The 19,622-nt window shown below is 63.6% G+C and carries 18 protein-coding genes; 2 read left to right on the top strand and 16 right to left on the bottom strand.

Annotated elements, in window-relative coordinates; all coding sequences use genetic code 11:
• Positions 1-116: 116 nt before the first annotated feature.
• Positions 117-1,538 (top strand): coniferyl aldehyde dehydrogenase, encoded by a 1,422-nt coding sequence (locus A9K65_RS06155; protein ID WP_064995939.1) that lies wholly within the window; start codon positions 117-119, stop codon positions 1,536-1,538.
• A gap of 272 nt (positions 1,539-1,810) precedes the next feature.
• Here A9K65_RS06155 and A9K65_RS06150 read toward each other — a convergent pair whose 3' ends face one another.
• The 8 genes from A9K65_RS06150 to uxaC form a co-directional block, all read right to left on the bottom strand.
• Positions 1,811-2,146: a cupin domain-containing protein gene (locus tag A9K65_RS06150; protein ID WP_013529048.1), complete on the bottom strand. Its 336-nt coding sequence runs from the start codon at positions 2,144-2,146 to the stop codon at positions 1,811-1,813.
• 66 nt (positions 2,147-2,212) lie between these two features.
• Positions 2,213-2,971: a 2-dehydro-3-deoxy-D-gluconate 5-dehydrogenase KduD gene (gene kduD / locus A9K65_RS06145; RefSeq protein ID WP_064995940.1), complete on the bottom strand. Its 759-nt coding sequence runs from the start codon at positions 2,969-2,971 to the stop codon at positions 2,213-2,215.
• Positions 2,968-3,819 carry a 5-dehydro-4-deoxy-D-glucuronate isomerase gene (gene kduI / locus A9K65_RS06140; protein WP_064995941.1) on the bottom strand — a complete coding sequence of 284 codons (852 nt, stop codon included), beginning with the start codon at positions 3,817-3,819 and terminating at the stop codon, positions 2,968-2,970. The genes kduD and kduI overlap by 4 nt, the downstream gene beginning before the upstream one ends.
• A gap of 22 nt (positions 3,820-3,841) precedes the next feature.
• A complete protein-coding gene (locus A9K65_RS06135; RefSeq protein ID WP_013529045.1) occupies positions 3,842-4,615 on the bottom strand; it encodes a FadR/GntR family transcriptional regulator in 774 nt (257 codons plus the stop codon).
• A 104-nt stretch (positions 4,616-4,719) separates the two neighbouring features.
• Positions 4,720-6,000 (bottom strand): TRAP transporter large permease, encoded by a 1,281-nt coding sequence (locus A9K65_RS06130; RefSeq protein WP_013529044.1) that lies wholly within the window; start codon positions 5,998-6,000, stop codon positions 4,720-4,722.
• Positions 6,001-6,528, bottom strand: coding sequence for a TRAP transporter small permease (locus tag A9K65_RS06125; RefSeq protein ID WP_013529043.1), 528 nt, complete (start codon positions 6,526-6,528; stop codon positions 6,001-6,003).
• A gap of 59 nt (positions 6,529-6,587) precedes the next feature.
• Positions 6,588-7,565 (bottom strand): TRAP transporter substrate-binding protein, encoded by a 978-nt coding sequence (locus A9K65_RS06120; RefSeq protein ID WP_024504231.1) that lies wholly within the window; start codon positions 7,563-7,565, stop codon positions 6,588-6,590.
• Positions 7,566-7,598: 33 nt separating this feature from the next.
• The gene (gene uxaC / locus A9K65_RS06115) at positions 7,599-9,059 is read right to left on the bottom strand and encodes a glucuronate isomerase (protein WP_064995942.1); all 1,461 of its coding nucleotides are present in this window, start codon (positions 9,057-9,059) and stop codon (positions 7,599-7,601) included.
• Positions 9,060-9,154: 95 nt separating this feature from the next.
• Here uxaC and A9K65_RS06110 point away from each other — a divergent pair, with 95 nt between their 5' ends.
• Positions 9,155-10,675 carry a mannitol dehydrogenase family protein gene (locus A9K65_RS06110; RefSeq protein ID WP_064995943.1) on the top strand — a complete coding sequence of 507 codons (1,521 nt, stop codon included), beginning with the start codon at positions 9,155-9,157 and terminating at the stop codon, positions 10,673-10,675.
• Positions 10,676-10,726: 51 nt separating this feature from the next.
• Here the strand turns inward: A9K65_RS06110 and A9K65_RS06105 are convergent, their stop codons facing one another.
• From A9K65_RS06105 to A9K65_RS06070, 8 genes are all read right to left on the bottom strand, one after another.
• Positions 10,727-11,134 carry a F0F1 ATP synthase subunit epsilon gene (locus A9K65_RS06105; protein ID WP_013529039.1) on the bottom strand — a complete coding sequence of 136 codons (408 nt, stop codon included), beginning with the start codon at positions 11,132-11,134 and terminating at the stop codon, positions 10,727-10,729.
• A gap of 102 nt (positions 11,135-11,236) precedes the next feature.
• Positions 11,237-12,829 carry a F0F1 ATP synthase subunit beta gene (atpD, locus tag A9K65_RS06100; RefSeq protein WP_024504228.1) on the bottom strand — a complete coding sequence of 531 codons (1,593 nt, stop codon included), beginning with the start codon at positions 12,827-12,829 and terminating at the stop codon, positions 11,237-11,239.
• 70 nt (positions 12,830-12,899) lie between these two features.
• Positions 12,900-13,784: a F0F1 ATP synthase subunit gamma gene (locus A9K65_RS06095; protein WP_013529037.1), complete on the bottom strand. Its 885-nt coding sequence runs from the start codon at positions 13,782-13,784 to the stop codon at positions 12,900-12,902.
• Positions 13,785-13,816: 32 nt separating this feature from the next.
• Positions 13,817-15,346 (bottom strand): F0F1 ATP synthase subunit alpha, encoded by a 1,530-nt coding sequence (gene atpA, locus A9K65_RS06090; RefSeq protein WP_013529036.1) that lies wholly within the window; start codon positions 15,344-15,346, stop codon positions 13,817-13,819.
• Positions 15,346-15,906, bottom strand: a complete 561-nt coding sequence (locus A9K65_RS06085) for a F0F1 ATP synthase subunit delta (RefSeq protein WP_064995944.1) — start codon at positions 15,904-15,906, stop codon at positions 15,346-15,348. The genes atpA and A9K65_RS06085 overlap by 1 nt, the downstream gene beginning before the upstream one ends.
• 246 nt (positions 15,907-16,152) lie before the next feature.
• On the bottom strand, positions 16,153-16,548 hold the full coding sequence (locus A9K65_RS06080; protein WP_013529034.1) for a DUF4345 family protein: 396 nt from the start codon (positions 16,546-16,548) through the stop codon (positions 16,153-16,155).
• Positions 16,549-16,643: 95 nt separating this feature from the next.
• A complete protein-coding gene (locus tag A9K65_RS06075) occupies positions 16,644-17,339 on the bottom strand; it encodes an aspartate/glutamate racemase family protein (RefSeq protein WP_013529033.1) in 696 nt (231 codons plus the stop codon).
• A 54-nt stretch (positions 17,340-17,393) separates the two neighbouring features.
• Complete coding sequence (locus A9K65_RS06070; RefSeq protein WP_063173288.1) at positions 17,394-19,577, bottom strand: primosomal protein N'; 2,184 nt, start codon at positions 19,575-19,577, stop codon at positions 17,394-17,396.
• Positions 19,578-19,622: the final 45 nt, after the last annotated feature.

Here is a 19,622-nt window from a genome sequence, read left to right as displayed (position 1 = left end):
GTGCCACAACAGGAACAGGTCGCCTGCAGCCTGCGCCTTCCCTTGCGACACCTTCACCTCGCTGGATTCCTTCACCCAGCAATGTAAGCTTGGCCCGGCAAGCCAGGGAGGGCGCGATGCTGCAGACCAGACAGAATGTTCTCGCCGAGCGGTTCCACCTGCAGCGCGCCGCCTTCGAGGCGCAGTCTTTCCCCAACTTTGACGTTCGCAAGGATCGCCTCAAACGCCTGCTCGCGCTGACCGAGCGGCATGAAGCCGACATCTGCACCGCCATCGACACTGACTTTGGCGGCCGTTCCGCGCATGAGACGCGTCTTGCGGAACTGTTCGTCGTACGTGCCGGCATCCGCCACGCGCTGTCGCACCTCAGGGGCTGGATGCGCGAACGCCGCGTTGCCACCACCATGCCGTTCCTGCCCGGCAGAAATCGCCTCATCCCGCAGCCGCTCGGTGTCATCGGCATCGTGTCGCCCTGGAATTATCCTTTCCAGCTCGCCGTCGCGCCGGTCATCGCGGCACTCGCGGCCGGCAATCGCGTGCTCATAAAACCTTCCGAATTGACGCCGGCATTTTCCGCGCTGCTGGCCAAACTCGTTGCCGAGCATTTCGCAGCCGATGAGCTCAGCGTCATCAGCGGCGATGCGGAGATGGGAAAGGCCTTCGTGTCGATGCCTTTCGATCATTTGCTGTTCACCGGCTCGACCGCGGTCGGACGCCAGGTCGCGATCGCCGCGGCCGCCAACCTGACCCCGGTCACGCTCGAACTCGGCGGCAAGTCGCCGGCAATCTTCGATCCGTCATGCGACCTCGACGCGGCAGTATCGAGCATTGCCTACGGTAAGCTGTTGAATGCCGGGCAGACCTGTATCGCGCCGGATTACCTTCTGGTGCCGAAGGGGCAAGCAGGCACGGTCGCTGCCAGGCTCGCAACGGCGATCGCTAAGCTCTACCCGACCCTGCGCGACAACCCCGATTATACCGCCATCATCAGCGATCGGCACCACCAGCGCCTGCGCGACATGGTCACTGAAGCGCTTGACGCCGGCGCCGATGTCACCGAAATCAACCCGGCCGGCGAGGAACTTGACGCCAATAGCGGGAAGTTGCTGCCGACCCTGGTCCGCAATGCCGGCGCAAACCTGCGGCTGATGCGCGAAGAGATCTTTGGGCCGGTGCTGCCCATCGTAGAATACACCGGGATCGACGAGGCGATCGCCCATGTGAACGGGGCCGACCGCCCGCTGGCACTCTACTGGTTCGGCTGCGACAGCGGCAACCGTCAACGCATCCTGCGCGAGACAATTGCCGGCGGCGTCACCGTCAACGACTGCATGCTGCATCTGGTACAGGAAAACCAGCCTTTCGGCGGCGTCGGCGCCAGCGGCATGGGCGCCTATCACGGCGAATGGGGCTTTCGCACCTTCAGCAAGGAGAAACCGGTTTTCCTGCAGTCGCGGCTGAGCGCGGGAAGCCTGCTGCGCCCGCCCTACGGCAAGACGTTCGAGCGGCTTTTCAGCCTCCTGCGGCATATCACCTGACCGACCGAGCTACGCAGCCCCGGTGCATTAAGACTATCTTCACCACGGTGCGGCAGGGTCCTCATCCTGCGGTGATGTCTTGAGTACCGCGGCGCCACAAGCGCCCAGGCAACAAACCCGCGCCTCTTTCTGGGGTGCGGGTCATTCCCCACTCGATCTCTTACCCCTCGTTAGAGCAATTCCAGGAAAAGTGTGAAGCGGTTTTCCGTCTAGAATTGCGTCAAAACAAAGAGTTAGAGCAGCTCGCCGTTTCCGTGAAACGGTGAAATGCTCTAGCCGAGGAAATCGGCCCGGTGCGGCGTAAAGCTGTCGACCAGCCGCCCCGCTTCCAGCGCCTTGACGCCGTGCACCAGGCCCGACGGCACGATGAAACTCCCGCCCGTCCCAACGATCTCGGTCCGACCGTCGATGGTCACCTCGAAGCGGCCCTCGGCGACGTAACTTGCCTGGACGTGCGGGTGCGAATGCAGGGCGCCGACGCCACCCTTGTCGAAGCCGAATTCGACCAGCATCAACTCGTCAGTGTGCAGGAGAATGCGGCGCCTGTTGCCGTCCGGTGTCGCCGTCCAGGCGCCCTCGCCGGCATGCGCGAAGATCTTTGCGGTCATCGTCGTCTCCTCAGAGCAATTCCAGGAAAAGTGTGAAACGGTTTCCGCCCGGAATTGCGTCAAAACCTAGCGCGCCAGCCAGCCACCATCCACCGGCACCACCGCGCCATGCATGTAGTTCGACGCCGGCGCCAGCAGGAAGACGGCGGCATCGCCAATGTCGCCCGCCTCGCCCCAGCGACCGGCCGGGATGCGCGCCAGGATAGCGGCGCTGCGGTCGGGATCGGCGCGCAGCGCCTGCGTGTTGTTGGTTTCGATATAGCCTGGCGCGATAGCGTTGACGTTGATGCCTTTTTGCGCCCATTCGCAGGCAAGCAGCCGGGTGGTGCCCAGCACGCCATGCTTCGAGGCGGTGTAGGACGCGACGCGGATGCCGCCCTGAAAGCTCAGCACGGAGGCAATGTTGACGATCTTGCCTGTCCGCTCAGCGGCCAAGGCACGCCTGGCAAAGCTTTGGCAGAGCAAAAAAACCGTCTTCAGATTGACGTCCATGACGTCGTCCCAATCGGTCTCGCTGATATCGACGGCATCGGCGCGCCGGATGATGCCGGCATTGTTGACCAGCCCGTCGAGCGGGCCGCTTTCGTCCCAGACGCGGTCGAGCAAGGGGCCGGCGGCTGACGTGTCGGCAAGATCGGCGCTCACCGCCTCGAATTGCCCGCCCATCGTTGCGATCTTTCTGGCCGTATCGTCCATCGACGAGCGACCGACGCCGATCACCGTGCCGCCGGCGCGTGCGATCGATACGGCGATGCCCTGGCCGATGCCGGTGTTGGCGCCGGTGACCAGGATACGTTTTCCGGCAAGGCTGAAGGGGTCGCTCACCGCAGATCGCCTAACGCCACCGGGTCGACATCGGTGTAGTCGACATTGTCGCCGGCCATCGCCCAGATGAACGCATAATTGGAAGTGCCGGCGCCGGAGTGGATCGACCAGCCCGGCGACAGCACGGCCTCTTCGTTGGCCATGACGATATGGCGCGTTTCGTCCGGCTCGCCCATGAAGTGGAAGACGCGCGCCGTCTCGGCCAGGTCGAAATAGAGATAGGCCTCCATGCGCCGGTCATGCACATGGCAAGGCATGGTGTTCCAGATAGAGCCCGGCGCCAGTTGGGTCATGCCGACCACCAGCTGGCAGGTCTTTGCGCCATCGGCATGGATGAACTGGAAGATCGAACGCTCGTTGCAGGCATCCTTGCTGCCAAGATCGAGGCGCTTTGCATCGCCGATGCGGATCAGCCGGCTGGGATGAGCCAGATGCGCCGGCGCGCTGAGCAGATAGAACTTCGCCGGCGCCCCCTCATCCGCTGAGGCGAAGGACACATCCTGTGTGCCCATGCCGAGATAGAGCATGTCGCGCGCCTGCAATTCGAAGGACTGGCCGCCGGCCGTGATGACGCCCACGCCACCGATGTTGACGGCGATCAACTCGCGCCGGTCGAGGAAACCTTTGGTGCCGGTCGGCTTGATCGCCTCCAGTTGGAGCGGCGAGCCTATCGGCACGGCGCCGCCGACGATCATGCGGTCGTAGTGGGTGTAGGTCAGGCTGATGCGGCCGGACTGGAACAGGCCGTCAATGTGGAAATTGTGACGGAGTTCATCGGTTCCCATCGCCGCGGCGGCAACCGGGTCTATGGCAAAGCGGGATGTGTAATCGGTATGGCTCTGGCTCATTTTCGTCCTGACTTGAAATGGGTCATTCGCCGGCGGCGGCCCTGACCGAACTGGCATAGAAAGCCTGCCGCGCATGCAGGCGTTCGCGGTAGCGCTGCTGGCTGGCTGTGAGGTGCGCGCGCATTGCCTCGCGCGCCGCTTCGGCATCGCCCGATGTGATCGCATTGAGGATCACCAGGTGTTCGCGCTGCAGCCCGCGCTGGTAGCTGTCGGATTGCGCCAGTTCGGTCGACCAGGGCGAGGTCACGTCGCACGGAATGGCGCGCCGGCCGAGCACGTCGAGCATCTCGACATAGAATGGGTTGTTGGTCGCGCTGGCGATGGCGCGGTGGAAAGCGAGGTCGGCCGGGCCGGTCGGCTCGCTGGCAAGCAGCAGCCGCTCGAATTCGAAGAAGGCTTCCTGGATCGCCGCCTCCTGCGCGGCGTTGCGACGAATAGCGGCGATCCCGGCCGACTCGATCTCGATTGCCAGGCGTACCTCGAGCACGTTGAGCGCGATCGAATCCTTGGCTCCCATGTCGGCGGCAAGCGCTCCGAACATCGTCGAGAGATGCTCGGTGACGAAGACGCCGGCGCCTTGACGCGGCTCGACCAGGCCGTCGGCGGCAAGCTTGGCCAGCGCCTCGCGGATGACGGTGCGGCTGACGCCGAAGGTCTCGGTCAGCTGGCCCTCGGTTGGCAATTTGTGGCCAGGCAGGATTTCGCCCGCCTGCAGTTGCTTGCGGATCGCCGCAACGACGGTCTCCGACAGCTTGGGTTTTCTCTCGACCTTGAGATCGGCGGATGCAGCGGACACGTGATGGTCTCCTAAAGCAATTCCAGGAAAAATGTGAAACGGTTTCCGTCCGGAATTGCGTCAAAACAAAGGGTTAGAGCAGTTCGCCGTTCCCGTGAACTGCTCTAGTGGAACAGGTGCGGCAACCACAACGAAATTTCCGGCACGTAGGTGACAAGCATCAACACAGCGAAAGCCGCCCCATAGAATGGCCAGATCGAACGCATCGCCGTCCAGATCGGGATCCGACCGATCGCGCAGCTGACGAACAGCACGGCCCCCACCGGCGGTGTGCACAAGCCGATGCCGAGATTGAGAATGAGGATCACGCCGAAATGCACCGGATCGACGCCGTAGGCCATGACCACCGGCAGGAAGATCGGCGTGGTGATGATGATCAGCGGCGACATGTCCATGAACGTGCCGAGGATGAGAAGCACGACGTTGATCAACAGCAGGATGACCAGCTTGTTGTCGGATACCGACTGCAGGAAGGCGACCAGAGCGGCCGGCACCCGGAGATAGGCCAGCAGCCAGCCAAAGGCGGCGGCGCAGCCGATGATCATCAGCACCATTGCGGTTGTGCGCACGGCAGCGGTGGTCGCGGTGACGAAGTCGTTCCAGCTCATTGAGCGATAGATCAGCAGGGTCACCAGGAAAGCATAGACGATGGCGATGCAGGAGCTTTCGGTGGCGGTGAAGACGCCGGAGCGAACGCCGCCGAAGATGATGCCGATCAGGATCAGCCCGGGAATTGCGGCAACGAGCAATTGCAGCGCCCTGCCGAAGCCGGCGAACGGCTCGGTCGGATAGGCGCGGCGGCTGGCGACCCAATAGGCCGTGACCATCAGAGATAGCGCCAGCAGCAGGCCCGGTATGATGCCGGCGGTGAACAGATCGGCGATCGAGATCCGGCCGCCGGCCGAAATCGAATAAATGATCATGTTGTGCGAAGGCGGTATCAGCAGCGCAATGATGGCGCCGACCGAAGTGATGTTGACAGCATAATCGACGCCGTAGCCGCGCGCCTTCATCTGCGGGATCATCAGCCCGCCGACCGCGGAGGCATCGGCCACCGCCGAGCCGGAAATGCCGCCGAACATGGTCGAGGCGGCGATGTTGACCTGGCCGAGCCCGCCTCGCAGGTGGCCGACCAACGCCCCGGCCAGCGCAACAAGGCGGGCGGCAATGCCGCCGCGCACCATCAGGTCACCGGCGAAGATGAAGAACGGGATGGCCATCAGCGAAAACACGCTGACACCGGAGTTGAGGCGCTGGAACACCACCAGCGGCGGCAGCCCCAGCACCAGAACCGTGGCGAAGCTGGCGACACCGAGGCAGAAGGCGATCGGTGTGCCGATGATCAGAAGAAAGACGAAGGTGCCGAACAGAACCGTCAATGCCATCTAGAGACCCTCCTCGCCCGTGGCGTATTGATCGGCATCGACCGGCAGTCCGGCAAACCGCCCGGCAAGCCGCTCGAGCGAAAACAGGCAGACAAGCGCGCCGCCCAGGATGACCGGCAGGAAACTGACGCCGCCCGGGAAAGCGAGAGACGGCATCACCGTGTTCCATGTCAGCCGGGTGAGCTGGGCGCCGTAGACGATCATGCCGAGACCGAAGGCGAGCACGACGACATCCGAAATGCTGCGCAGTACCGCCTTTGCGGCGGGCGGCAGGAAATAGAGCAGCACATCGAAGCCCAGATGCGTGCGTTCGCGGACACCGACGGCCGCGCCCAAAAAGATGAACCACCCCATCAAAATCACCGAGAAGGGTTCCGTCCAGCTTGGCGAACTGTTGAGCACATAGCGTGAGAACACCTGCCAGAAGATGATCACCGTCATCAGCGTCAGGCCGATGCCGCTGACCCACAGCGCAAGCCTCGCCAGCCGTGACAGCAGCCGTTCTATTGCCAGCCAGAATGGTTTCATATGCGCGCTTCCCACTGGACGGTGGCGCGCAAGCTCGCGCCACCATTGCCGCGAACGGATTATTTGGTCGCCTGGATGCGCGCGGCGAGATCTTTCAACTCGGGGGTCGAGAGATATTTCTCGTAGACCGGCTTCATCGCATCGATCAGCGGCTGCTTGTCGATCTCACTGACCTTGACGCCGGCTTTCTCGACGATGTCGCGCGACTTCTTCTCCTGCGCGTCCCACAATTCACGCATCTTGACGACGCTGTCCTTGGCCGCCTGCCGCACGATCGCCTGGTCTTCCGGGGCGAGCTTGTCCCAGCTCGCCTTCGACATCACCAGAACCTCGGGCACGATCTGGTGCTGGTCGAGCGTGTAATGCTTGGCGACCTCGAAATGCTTGGCGGACTCGAAGCTCGGCCAGTTGTTCTCGGCGCCGTCGATGACGCCTGTCTGCAAAGCCGAATAGACCTCGCCATAGGCCATCGGCGTGGCGTTGGCGCCCAACGCATTGACCATGTCGACGAACACGTCGGACTGGATGACGCGGAACTTCATGCCCTTCATGTCGGCCATCGAGGTGATGTCCTTCTTGGTGTTGTAGAAGGAGCGTGCCCCGGAATCGTAGAAGGCGAGACCGACAAGGTCGTGAGTCTCAAAGGCTTTCAGGATCTCGTCCCCGATCGGCCCGTCCATGACATGGCGCATATGCTCGACGGAGCGGAACATGTAGGGCAGCGACGGCACCGCGGTTTGCGGAACGATGCCGTTGAACGGCCCCATGGAGACGCGGTTGAGATCGATGACGCCGGTTTGCGTCTGCTCGATCGTGTCCTTCTCCTCGCCGAGCTGCGCCGAATGATAGACCTCGACCGAATAGCGGCCATTGGTGCGCTGCTTGATCAGCTCGCCCATATATTTGACCGCTTCGACGGTTGGATAGCCGTCGGGATGGGTATCGGACGACCGCAGCACGGTTTCGGCGTTGGCAATGCCGACCAGCAACGAGCCGAAAACGAATGTGACTGCCGTCAATTTCGAAAGATGCAACATGACTTCCTCCCTATGAAAACCAAAACGCCCGGCTCAGAGCCGGTAGGCCTTTTTCGCAAGTGTATAGGCAAGCTCCCGCGCCAGCTCATGCGCCTCGTCCTCGCGCAGCCGATGCTCGGCGACGAGACGCGCCAGGAACGCGCAGTCGACCCGCCGCGCCACATCGTGGCGCGCCGGGATCGAGGGAAAGGCACGGGTGTCGTCGTTGAAGCCGACCGTGTTGTAGAAGCCGGCGGTCTCGGTGGTCATCTCGCGGAAGCGCCGCATGCCTTCCGGGCTGTCGTGGAACCACCAGGCCGGCCCGAGCTTCAGCGCCGGGTAGACACCGGCGAGTGGCGCCAGTTCGCGCGCATAGCTTGTTTCGTCGAGCGTGAAGAGAACGATTGTGAGGTCGCGCTCAAGTCCGACGCAGTCGAGCAGTGGCTTCAGCGCCGTCACATAGTCGGTCCGGGTCGGGATATCGAAACCCTTGTCGCGGCCGAATTTTTGGAAAACAGCCGACGAATGATTGCGCCAGGAGCCGGGATGGATCTGCAGCACCAGCCCGTCGTCGAGGCTCATCTTGGCCATCTCGGTCAGCATCTGGGCGCGGAACAGTTTCCGTTCGCGCTCGTCGTCGGAGCCACGGCGAACGCGATTGAACAGCTCCTGCGCTGCAGCATCCGAAAGATTGGCGGTCTCGGCCGTCGGATGGCCATGGTCGGACGAGGTCGCGCCGAAGCTTTTGAAGAAGGCGCGCCGCTGGCGATGCGCATCGAGATAGCCTGCCCAGCTGCCGGTGTCGCAGCCGGTGATCTCGCCGAGCCGGTCGAGATTGGTTGAAAACCCCTCGAAGTCGGGATCGACGACGGCGTCGGGACGGTAAGCCGTGACCACACGGCCCTGCCAGCCGCTGTCGCGGATCATCTGGTGCCATTTGAGATCGTCGAGCGCGCCTTCCGTGGTCGCGATGACCTCGATGTTGAAGCGCTCGAACAGGGCGCGCGGGCGGAAATTCTCCCACTGCAGCAGCGTCGCGATGGCGTCGTAGTGGCGGTCGGCGGTCGCTGCGGTCAGCGGCTCGTCGATGCCGAACAGATCGGCAAGCACATGATCGAACCACAGCCGGGTCGGTGTGCCCCGAAACAGATAATAGTGCTCGGCAAAAAGCCGCCAGATCGCCCTGCCGTCGGTCTCGACCGGCGCGCCGTCCAGCGTCGCCACGCCGAGATCCTCAAGGCGGATGCCTTGGCTGAACAGCATGCGGAAAATGTAGTGATCCGGAACGATGAGCAGTTGCGCCGGATCCGTAAAAGGCTCGTTCAGCGCATACCAACGCGGATCGGTGTGGCCATGCGGGCTGACCAGGGGCAGGTCCTTGATCCCGGCATAGAGATCGCGGGCAACCGAGCGCGAATGCGCATCGGCGGGAAACAGCAGATCCGCATCGGTCAGTGGCACGGCAATCCTCCCAGGGCCGCTATCGGTAGGGGCGGCAAGAAATAATGTCAACATACAAAAATTAGATTGTTGTATGATGACTTTTCGGCCCATTGTGTGGCGGGAAATCGAATGTTACGCCGCTTTGCCGATCCCTGCCGAGGCCACTTATGTCATCCGACCAGACCAGTCGCACCACGACGACCGAACGCCTTTCCACGAAGACGGTGCGCGCATTGCCGGCTTCGATCGCGACACCCTCGTATGACCGCAGCCGCGTCGTCCCGGGCATCGTGCATCTCGGCGTCGGCGCCTTCCATCGCGCCCACCAGGCCGCCTATGTCGACGATTGCCTGGCGGCTGGCGAGACGGATTGGGGCATAACAGGCGTTTCGCTGCGCAGTACCGACACGCGCGACGCGCTCACGCCGCAGGATGGGCTCTACACGCTGGCGATCAGAAGCAGTGTTACCGAAAAACTTCAGGTCATCGGCTCGATTACCGCGATGCTGGTGGCGCCGGAGGATCCGGGCGCGGTAGTGGCCGCGCTGACCGATCCGCGCACCCGCATCGTCACGCTTACGATCACCGAAAAGGCCTATCTGAGGGCGGCTGGCGGCGGATTGGACGCTGCTCATCCCGATATCGCCCATGATCTGGCCAATCCGCAGATGCCGAAGACAGCGCATGGTTTCCTGACCGAGGCGCTTGCCCGGCGACGCGCCGCCGGCACGCCGCCCTTTACCGTGCTCTGTTGCGACAATCTGCCGGCCAACGGCGCCACGCTGCATCGGCTGTTGGTTGAATTCGCCCAGTTGCGAGATGCCGGGCTCGCCCAATCGAGTGATGTCGGAATTGCCGATCACATCGCCCATCAGGTCGCCTTTCCTTCAAGCATGGTCGACCGCATCGTGCCGGCAACCACCGATGCCGATCGGGCGCGGATCGCTGAAGAACTCGGTGCCGAGGACGCTTGGCCTGTCATGACCGAGCCGTTCTGCCAATGGGTGGTCGAAGACAATTTCCCAGCGGGCCGCCCAGACTGGGAACAGTTCGGCGTCACCATGGTTCGCGACGTCGGCCCGTTCGAGGACATGAAGCTCAGGCTGCTCAACGGCTCGCATTCGGCCATCGCCTATCTTGGCCTGCTCAGCGGTCATGCCACCGTCGACCGCGCCTTCGCCGACCCGGCGATCCGGCAATTCGTCGATGCATTGTGGGCCGAAGCCATCCCGACCCTGCCCGAGGATGCCGGGCTCGACACGAGCGCTTACACCGCGGAGCTCGCTGAGCGTTTTGCCAACACTGCACTTGCCCACCGTACGGCTCAGATCGCCAATGACGGCAGCCAGAAATTGCCGCAGCGCATCGTCGCTTCCGCCATCGAATGTCTAGAAGCCGGTACCGAGCTGGTCCATCTCACGTTGGTGGTGGCTGCCTGGATCGCTGCTTGCGCCGCACGAGGAAAAACCTTGCCGGAGGGCCATTTCACCGACCCACTCGACGCGGCGTTGACGGCACTTTTGGGCGAGCAACTGCCGGCGAACGAAACCGTGACCGCGGTGTTCGACCTCGCCGGCTTCGCCAGGGACCATGCCGAGCGCCAGACCTTGATCGAGCTCGTGGCCGTGCATCTCGTCCACCTGCGACGAGACGGCCCGACATTGGCTTTCGCAGCCTTGGGCATTTAAACAAAAAAGCGAGGCAAGGCCCCGCTTTTTACTCTTTCATCGAACCGAATTTCAAGCCGGCAGGATGGCGCCTTCCAGCGTGGTGAGCTGGCTAAGGAACTGTTCCGCCTTGCTGCGAGCCTCGTCGTCCTTGGCATCAGTGGCGTCTTCTTTGGCTTCCTGGATGCGGCGCGCGAGATCGGCGCGGTCGACATCCTTCACCGCGACAGCCGATTCTGCCAGCAGCGTGCAGCCGGCCGGAACGATGTCGGCGAAGCCGCCGAACACCACATAGCGTTCTTCGCCGCCCGCTGCGGTCTTTACGGTGACGACACCCGGCTTGATCGTCGTCATGACCGGCGCGTGATGCGCCATCACGGTCATCTCGCCTTCGGCTCCCGGAATGACGACGGATTCAACCTGCTCGGAAACAAGCAGGCGCTCCGGCGAGACCAGTTCGAACTTGAAAGCTTCAGCCATGATCAATTTAGCGAATAGCGAATAGCGAGCAGCGAGTAGTCAGAAGAAGAATTCGCCGGCCCATATTCCCTATTCGCTACTCCCTATTCGCTATTCGCTTGATTACGCCGCTTCAGCCGCGAGGCGCTGTGCTTTCTCGACCGCTTCCTCGATGCCGCCGACCATGTAGAAGGCAGCTTCCGGAAGGTGATCGTAGTCGCCGTTGCAGAGGCCCTTGAAGCCCTTGATGGTGTCGGCGAGGTCGACCAGCTTGCCCGGGGCGCCGGTGAACACTTCGGCGACGAAGAAGGGCTGCGACAGGAAGCGCTCGATCTTGCGGGCGCGGGCCACGGTCTGCTTGTCTTCTTCCGACAGCTCGTCCATGCCCAGGATGGCGATGATGTCCTGCAGCGACTTGTAGCGCTGGAGGATCGACTGCACCTGGCGGGCGACGCCATAATGCTCGTCGCCGACGACCAGCGGGTCGAGCATGCGCGAGGTCGAATCCAGCGGATCGACGGCCGGATAGATGCCCTTTTCGGCGATGGCGCGGTTCAGCGTCGTGGTCGCGTCAAGGTGGGCGAACGAGGTCGCCGGCGCCGGATCGGTCAAGTCGTCGGCGGGCACGTAAATGGCCTGCACGGAGGTGATCGAGCCCTTGGTGGTGGTGGTGATGCGTTCCTGCAGCGCGCCCATGTCGGTGGCGAGCGTCGGCTGATAGCCCACGGCCGAAGGAATACGGCCGAGCAGAGCCGACACTTCCGAGCCAGCCTGCGTGAAGCGGAAGATGTTGTCGACGAAGAACAACACGTCCTGGCCCTGGTCGCGGAAATACTCCGCAACCGTCAGGCCGGTCAGGCCGACGCGGGCGCGCGCGCCCGGCGGCTCGTTCATCTGGCCGTAGACGAGCGCGGCCTTGGAGCCTTCGCCGCCGCCCTTCTTGTTGACGCCGGATTCGATGAACTCGTGATAGAGATCGTTGCCTTCGCGGGTGCGCTCGCCGACGCCGGCGAACACCGAATAGCCGCCATGCGCCTTGGCGATATTGTTGATCAGTTCCTGGATCAGCACGGTCTTGCCGACGCCGGCGCCGCCGAACAGGCCGATCTTGCCGCCCTTGGCGTAGGGAGCCAAGAGGTCGAGCACCTTGATGCCGGTGATCAGGATCTGTGCTTCCGTCGACTGCTCGACATAGGTCGGAGCCGGCTGGTGGATGGAGCGCATTTCGATCGCGTCGACCGGGCCTTCTTCGTCGACCGGCTCGCCGATGACGTTGATGATGCGGCCGAGCATGCCCGGGCCGACCGGCACGGTGATCGGCGCGCCGGTGTCACGCACTTCCTGGCCGCGAACCAGACCTTCGGTCGAGTCCATGGCGATGCAGCGCACGGTGTTTTCACCCAGGTGCTGGGCGACTTCGAGCACCAGACGGTTGCCGACATTGGTCGTCTCGAGCGCGTTCAGGATCGCCGGCAGGTGATCGCCGAACTGCACGTCGACGACGGCGCCGATGACCTGGCGGACCTTGCCGACAACGCCGGTTGCCTTGCTGGCCACTGCCGATGTCTTGGCAGCTGCGGTCTTCGCCGGTGCTGCTGCCTTGGCCGGGGCCGCCTTCGCGGCTGCTGCTGGAGCCTTTGCCGCCTTCGCGGGGGCTGCTGCCTTCGCGGCTGCGGCCTTGGGGGCTGCCTTCTGGGGGGTCGCTGCTTTCGCCATCGTCTTTACCCTTTTTCGTCCTTTGTTTCTCACGCGGTCCGGTCGCGGGCAAAAAACCCGCGGACCGCGCCTAGAGCGCCTCGGCGCCCGAAATGATTTCGATCAGTTCCTTGGTGATCTGCGCCTGCCGCTGGCGGTTATAGGTGATCGACAACTTGTTGATCATCTCGCCGGCGTTGCGCGTCGCATTGTCCATGGCGCTCATCTTGGCGCCCATCTCGCCGGCCGCGTTTTCGAGCAGTGCCCGGAAAACCTGCACCGAGATGTTGCGCGGAATGAGATCGGAGAGGATTTCGCCCGGCTCCGGTTCGTATTCATAGACAGCGTTGCCGCCATCCGTCACTTCCGCCTGAGCCGAAGCAACGCCCGCCGGAATGATCTGCTGCGCGGTCGGGATCTGGCTGATCACCGACTTGAACTGCGAATAGAACAGCGTGCAGATGTCGAAGCCGCCCTCGTTGAAGAGATGGATGACCTTCTTGGCGATGGCATCGGCATTGACGAAACCGAGTGTCTTGACCTCGCGCAGATCGACGCGATCGATGATCAGCGACGCGTAGTCGCGGCGCAGGATGTCGAAACCCTTCTTGCCGACGCAGATGATCTTGACCTGCTTGCCGTCGGCCAAAAGCTTGCGGATGTGGTCGCGGGCAAGACGGGCGATCTGCGAATTGAAGCCGCCGCACAGGCCGCGCTCGGCGGTGCAGACGACGAGCAGATGCACATCATCCTTGCCGGTGCCGGTCATCAGCGCCGGGGCATCGCCACCGCCGCCGATCGCCTGGGTGATGTTGGCCAGCACGGAACCCATGCGCTCCGAATAGGGGCGCGCCGCTTCCGCAGCCTCTTGCGCACGGCGCAGCTTCGCCGCAGCGACCATCTGCATCGCCTTGGTGATCTTCTGCGTCGCCTTGACCGAGGCGATACGGTTACGAAGGTCTTTTAATGAAGGCATGCTTCAAACCTGATCCCGTCTTGTCGCTTCGCTCAGGCGAAGGTCTTGGCGAAAGCGTCGATCTCGGCCTTCAGCTTGGCGCGCAGATCGTCCGACAGTGCCTTTTCCTTGCGGATGGCGTCGAGAACGTCCTTGCCGGCCGCACGCATGTGGCTGAGCAGGCCATGCTCGAACTTGCCGACCTGGTTGACCGGCAGCTTGTCGAGATAACCGTTAACGCCGGCGAAGATCACCGCGACCTGCTCTTCCGTCTTCAGCGGCGAGAACTGCGGCTGCTTCAGGAGTTCGGTCAGGCGCGATCCGCGGTTGAGCAGGCGCTGCGTGGCAGCGTCGAGATCCGAGCCGAACTGCGCGAAGGCCGCCATTTCGCGGTACTGCGCGAGCTCGCCCTTGATCGAGCCGGCAACCTGCTTCATCGCCTTGATCTGCGCGGCCGAGCCGACGCGCGACACCGACAGACCGACGTTCACCGCAGGACGGATGCCCTGGAAGAACAGGTTGGTTTCGAGGAAGATCTGGCCGTCGGTGATCGAGATCACGTTGGTCGGGATGTAGGCCGACACGTCGTTGGCCTGCGTCTCGATGATCGGCAGAGCGGTCAGCGACCCGCCGCCCAGATCGTCGTTGAGCTTGGCGGCGCGCTCGAGCAGGCGCGAGTGCAGGTAGAACACGTCGCCCGGATAGGCTTCGCGGCCCGGCGGGCGGCGCAGCAGCAGCGACATCTGGCGATAGGCGACGGCCTGCTTCGACAGATCGTCATAGCTGATCAGCGCGTGCATGCCGTTGTCGCGGAAATATTCACCCATGGTGCAGCCGGCGAACGGCGCCAGGAACTGCATCGGCGCCGGGTCGGAAGCGGTGGCGGCGATGATGATCGAGTATTCGAGCGCGCCGCGCTCTTCCAGCACCTTGACGAACTGCGCGACGGTCGAGCGCTTCTGGCCGACGGCGACGTAGACGCAGTAGAGCTTTTCCTTCTCGGGGCCGTTGTCGTGCACCGACTTCTGGTTGAGCATCGTGTCGAGGATGATGGCGGTCTTGCCGGTCTGGCGATCGCCGATGACCAGCTCGCGCTGGCCGCGACCGACCGGGATCAGCGCATCGATGGCCTTGAGACCGGTCGACATCGGCTCGTTCACCGATTTGCGCGGGATGATGCCGGGCGCCTTGACGTCGACGCGCTTGCGCTCGACTGCCTTGATCGGACCCTTGCCATCGATCGGATTGCCGAGCGCATCGACAACGCGGCCGAGCAGGCCTGGGCCGACGGGAACATCGACGATGGCGCCGGTGCGCTTGACGATGTCGCCTTCCTTGATGTCGCGGTCGGCGCCGAAGATGACGACGCCGACATTGTCGGCTTCGAGGTTGAGCGCCATGCCGCGGATGCCGCCGGGGAATTCGACCATCTCGCCGGCCTGGACATTGTCGAGGCCGTAGACACGAGCGATACCGTCACCGACGGACAGCACCTGTCCAACTTCGGAGACCTCGGCCTCCTTGCCGAAATTCTTGATCTGGTCTTTCAGAATTGCGGAAATTTCCGCGGCGCGGATGTCCATCAGCCGACCTCTTTCAGTGCAAGCTTGAGCGAATTGAGTTTGGTTTTGAGCGACGTATCGATCTGGCGCGAGCCCATCTTGACCACCAGCCCGCCGAGCAGCGACGGATCGACGGTGACGGAGATAGCCACATCCTTGCCGGCAACGCTCTTCAGCGCCGCCTTGAGTTCGGTCTGCTGGACAGCCGTCAGCGCGTGAGCCGACGTCACTTCAGCAGCGGTCTCGCCACGGTGTTCGGCTGATATCTGGCGGAACGCCCTGATCATGCCGAGAATGGCGAACAGCCGGCGGTTGCGGGCGACGACACGCAGGAAATTTCCGGTAAGGCCGGTGATCCCGGCCTTGTCGGCGATCGCCGCGATGGCCTTCGCCTGGTCCTCGCTGGAGAACACCGGGCTGTTGATCAGCCGGGTGAGATCAGCGCTGCCCGCGAGCATGATTTCGAAACTGTTGAGGTCGGCTTCGACCTTGGCCACGGAATTTGCCTGCAGGGCGAGTTCGAACAGCGAACCCGCATAGCGTTCTGCGACACCTGAGATTGGCGATGACGATTGAGCCACGGACCGTCTTTTCTCTTGTCTGACAGGCCGTAGATTGTTGGCGCGAGCAAAAACTCTGGCTAAATCTTTGACCTTACTGCATTTTTTCGAGCACGGAGGCGCGGCTTCCGCTATCCCCGGCCGAAAGTCGATTGCCGTCTAGCACAGGCATTTTAAGACCGCAATGCGTCGTTCCGCATGGTTTTCAGGCACTATTGTCGCATCCGGCGAAAGTCGCCCGTCTTCCATCGCGGAATACCCAATGATTCAGGGCAGAAAGCCGAAGGCGAAGGCGAGCGGCAACGCCGCCAGGACCAATTCCAGCACAATGGAAACCCAATTGAAAGGCGTGTTGGCGCCATCAGACATCATCGACAGCAGCCGGCCGAAGGCAGTGAACAGCCAGGAGAAGCCAAGCGCCATGTAGATCAGCGGCTGCGCCAGCAGGATACAGCACAGGCCGACACCCAGATAAAAGCCCGACATCCTGCCGCGCCCCTCGGCGATCGCCGCAGCCTTCTCTGGCTTGACCTGCAGGCGCAGGGCACGAAAGGCGAGACCCGGCGCTAGGAAGAACAAAAGCCCGAGCAGCACCGTGAAGACGGCGCTCGACCACGCCAGCCATTCGCCCTGGCTCGTCGGCCATGGAAGCGCAAAATCCATCTTGTCCCCTCGAAATGCCTGTTTTGAAATTCCGGGCATTCTAACGGAGGAAAGCCCCCGCGCCAGATGGGTCCAGGTACTTTAGGCAGCGCGCATCAACCGAGCGCGAATTCCACAGCCGCCTCGGCATGGATGCGCGTCGTGTCGAAGACCGGGATGTCGAAATCCTGCTGGCCGATGAGCATGGTGATCTCGGTGCAGCCCATGATGACGCTGTCGGCCGCCTCTTCGCGGCGCAGGCGTTCTGTCTCGGCGATATAGGCCGCCTTGGATGTTTCGGTGACGATGCCCTGGCACAGTTCCTCGTAGATGACACGGTGCACCATGTCGCGCCCGGCCGCATCAGGCACCACGGGGTCCAAGCCAAATCTGTCAGCGAGCCGGCCTTTGTAGAAATCCTGCTCCATGGTGAAGCGCGTCGCCAGCAGCGCCGGACGCTGCATTCCGGCACGCTTGACCGCCACTGCGGTGGCATCGGCGATGTGGATCAGCGGGATCGACACCGACGCCTGCACCTGATCGGCCAGTTTGTGCATGGTGTTGGTGCACAAAAGCAGACCTTCCGCGCCGCCGGCCTCAAGCTTGCGCGCCGCTTCTACGAGGAGCACGCCGGCACCGTCCCAATCGCCGTGATGCTGCCGCTCGGCGATCTCGGCAAAGTCGAACGACCACAGAAGCAGTTTCGCCGAATGCAGCCCACCCAGCCGTTCGCGCACGATCTCGTTGAGCAGGCGATAGTAGATGGCGGTCGATTCCCAGCTCATGCCGCCGAGCAGGCCAAGGGTCTTCATATGAGTTTCCACATCTCGCTGGCTTGCGGGCAACCTATCGCTGAAAGCGCAACCTTACAAAAAACTCTGCGGGTCGATGTCGACCTGCACCCGGACCGAACCGCGCTGCTTCGGCCCGTTGGCCAGCATCGCACGAATAAATCCTTGCATGTCGGCGCGCCGTTCGCCTTGGATCAGCAGGCGGAACCGGTGACGGCCGCCGAGCAGTGACAACGGCGCCTCCGCCGGGCCGAGCACGAACAGATCTGACGCCTCGGGCGCGGCGCGGCGCAGGCCGCGTGCATGGCCTTCGGCTTCGGCCCGCGTCACCGCGCTGACGATGACACCGGCCAGCCGGCCGAACGGCGGCAGGGCGGCCCGTTCGCGCTCGGCAATCTCGCGCTCGTAAAAAGCCTCTGCGTCGCCGGAGACGATCGCCCGCATCACCGGATGGTCGGGCTGAAAGGTCTGCAGCAGTCCCAGGCTCTTCTTGCCGGTGCGGCCGGCGCGGCCGGTGACCTGGCTAAGCAGCTGGAAGGTGCGCTCGGCGGCACGCGGATCGCCATTGGCAAGGCCGAGATCGGCATCGACGACGCCGACAAGGGTCATGTTCGGGAAATTGTGGCCCTTGGCAACGAGCTGCGTGCCGATGACGATGTCGGCCTCGCCATCGGCGATCGCCTCCAGTTCCAGCCGCAGCCGCCGCACGCCGCCCATCAGGTCGGACGACAAGACGATGGTGCGCGCGTCGGGGAAATGCGTCACGACCTCCTCGGCGATGCGCTCGACACCCGGCCCGCAGGCGACCAGATGATCCAGCGTGCCGCATTCCGGGCAGGCTTCGGGGCGGCGCTCATTGTGGCCGCAATGATGGCAGACGAGTTGCCCGCGAAACCGGTGCTCGACCAGCCAGGCCGAGCAGACCGGGCAGCCGAAGCGATGGCCGCAGACCCGGCACAGCGTCAGTGGCGCATAGCCGCGCCGGTTGAGGAACAGCAGCGATTGCTCCTGCCTCTCCAGCGTCTGGCGCATCTGGTCGAGCAGAACCGGCGACAGGAAACCGCCACGCGCCGGCGGCGCACGCCGCATGTCGACCGCCTTCAGATGCGGAAGTGCTGCCTCGGCGAAGCGAGCGGAAAGCACCGCCCTGTTATATTTACCTTGGCTGGCATTGACCCGGCTTTCGACCGACGGCGTCGCCGACGCCAGCACCACGGGGAAGCTGCCGATATGGCCGCGCACCACCGCCATGTCGCGCGCATTGTAGAAGACGCGGTCCTCCTGCTTGTAGGCAGGGTCGTGCTCCTCGTCGACGACGATAAGGCCGAGCTCCTTGAACGGCAGGAACAGCGCCGAGCGCGCGCCGGCGACGACCCGCACGCCGCCCTCCGCCACTTGCCGCCAAACCCGCTCGCGCATCCGCGGCGGCAGGTCGGAATGCCATTCGCCCGGCTTGGCGCCGAAGCGCTGCTGGAAGCGCTCGAGAAAGGCATGCGTCAGCGCGATTTCCGGCAGCAGGATCAGCACCTGCCTGCCCTGGTCGAGCGCAGCCGCCACAGCCTCGAAATAGACCTCGGTCTTACCGGATCCGGTGACGCCGTCGAGCAGCGCGACGTTGAACACGCCGGCTGCGACATTGGCGCGCAGCATCTGCGCCGCGGCGCCCTGGTCCGGCATCAGTTCCGGAATAGCGTAGCCGGGATCGGGCGCGGCCACCACCGGGCGCGGCGGGATCATCACGGTCTCGAACACGCCTTGCGCCCTCAGGCCGTCGATCACCGTCGAGGACACGCCGGCGGCGTGAGCGAGGCCGGAGCGCGTCCAGGCAAGGCCGCCTTCGGCCGTCTCCAGCACGCGCTGCCTGGCGCCCGTCATCCGGTCAGGTGCGAGAAGCGTGCGCTGCAACCCCTCGATCCACGGTTCGGGGTCGAAAGCCTCCGGCGCCCTGAGCAGCATGCGCGCCACCATGCCGGGCGGCGATAGCGTGTACTGCGCCACCCAGTCGACGAAACGGCGCATCGCGCGGTCGATCGGCGGGCAGTCGAAGACCTGTTCGATAGGACGCAGCTTTTTCGCGTCGACCTTCTCGACCGCGCCATCCCAGACGATGCCGGCGACCTGGCGCGGACCGAGCGGCACGCGCACGATCGAGCCCGGCGCCACGCGCATGCCGGCCGGCACGGCGTAGGTGTAGGGGCGTTCGGCGGGCATCGGCACCAGCACCGGTGCGGCTGCGACAAAGGGCGAATCTTCGATCATGAGGCGTGACCTTGCCCTGACTTTGGTCTAGATCAAAGGCCGACC

The organism is Mesorhizobium sp. WSM1497 (assembly GCF_001672455.2).
GTDB lineage: Bacteria > Pseudomonadota > Alphaproteobacteria > Rhizobiales > Rhizobiaceae > Mesorhizobium > Mesorhizobium ciceri.
Note: the sequence above shows the minus strand (reverse complement) of the source record. Positions and strands in the feature narration are given on the sequence as shown.

Excerpts from the sequence above, each read along its gene's own strand:
- A9K65_RS06155 (WP_064995939.1), top strand. The coding sequence starts at position 117 with ATGCTGCAGACCAGACAGAATGTTCTCGCCGAGCGGTTCCACCTGCAG.
- A9K65_RS06150 (WP_013529048.1), bottom strand. The coding sequence starts at position 2,146 with ATGACCGCAAAGATCTTCGCGCATGCCGGCGAGGGCGCCTGGACGGCG.
- kduI (WP_064995941.1), bottom strand. The coding sequence starts at position 3,819 with ATGAGCCAGAGCCATACCGATTACACATCCCGCTTTGCCATAGACCCG.
- A9K65_RS06130 (WP_013529044.1), bottom strand. The coding sequence starts at position 6,000 with ATGGCATTGACGGTTCTGTTCGGCACCTTCGTCTTTCTTCTGATCATC.
- A9K65_RS06125 (WP_013529043.1), bottom strand. The coding sequence starts at position 6,528 with ATGAAACCATTCTGGCTGGCAATAGAACGGCTGCTGTCACGGCTGGCG.
- A9K65_RS06120 (WP_024504231.1), bottom strand. The coding sequence starts at position 7,565 with ATGTTGCATCTTTCGAAATTGACGGCAGTCACATTCGTTTTCGGCTCG.
- uxaC (WP_064995942.1), bottom strand. The coding sequence starts at position 9,059 with ATGTTGACATTATTTCTTGCCGCCCCTACCGATAGCGGCCCTGGGAGG.
- A9K65_RS06110 (WP_064995943.1), top strand. The coding sequence starts at position 9,155 with ATGTCATCCGACCAGACCAGTCGCACCACGACGACCGAACGCCTTTCC.
- A9K65_RS06105 (WP_013529039.1), bottom strand. The coding sequence starts at position 11,134 with ATGGCTGAAGCTTTCAAGTTCGAACTGGTCTCGCCGGAGCGCCTGCTT.
- atpD (WP_024504228.1), bottom strand. The coding sequence starts at position 12,829 with ATGGCGAAAGCAGCGACCCCCCAGAAGGCAGCCCCCAAGGCCGCAGCC.
- A9K65_RS06095 (WP_013529037.1), bottom strand. The coding sequence starts at position 13,784 with ATGCCTTCATTAAAAGACCTTCGTAACCGTATCGCCTCGGTCAAGGCG.
- atpA (WP_013529036.1), bottom strand. The coding sequence starts at position 15,346 with ATGGACATCCGCGCCGCGGAAATTTCCGCAATTCTGAAAGACCAGATC.
- A9K65_RS06080 (WP_013529034.1), bottom strand. The coding sequence starts at position 16,548 with ATGGATTTTGCGCTTCCATGGCCGACGAGCCAGGGCGAATGGCTGGCG.
- A9K65_RS06075 (WP_013529033.1), bottom strand. The coding sequence starts at position 17,339 with ATGAAGACCCTTGGCCTGCTCGGCGGCATGAGCTGGGAATCGACCGCC.
- A9K65_RS06070 (WP_063173288.1), bottom strand. The coding sequence starts at position 19,577 with ATGATCGAAGATTCGCCCTTTGTCGCAGCCGCACCGGTGCTGGTGCCG.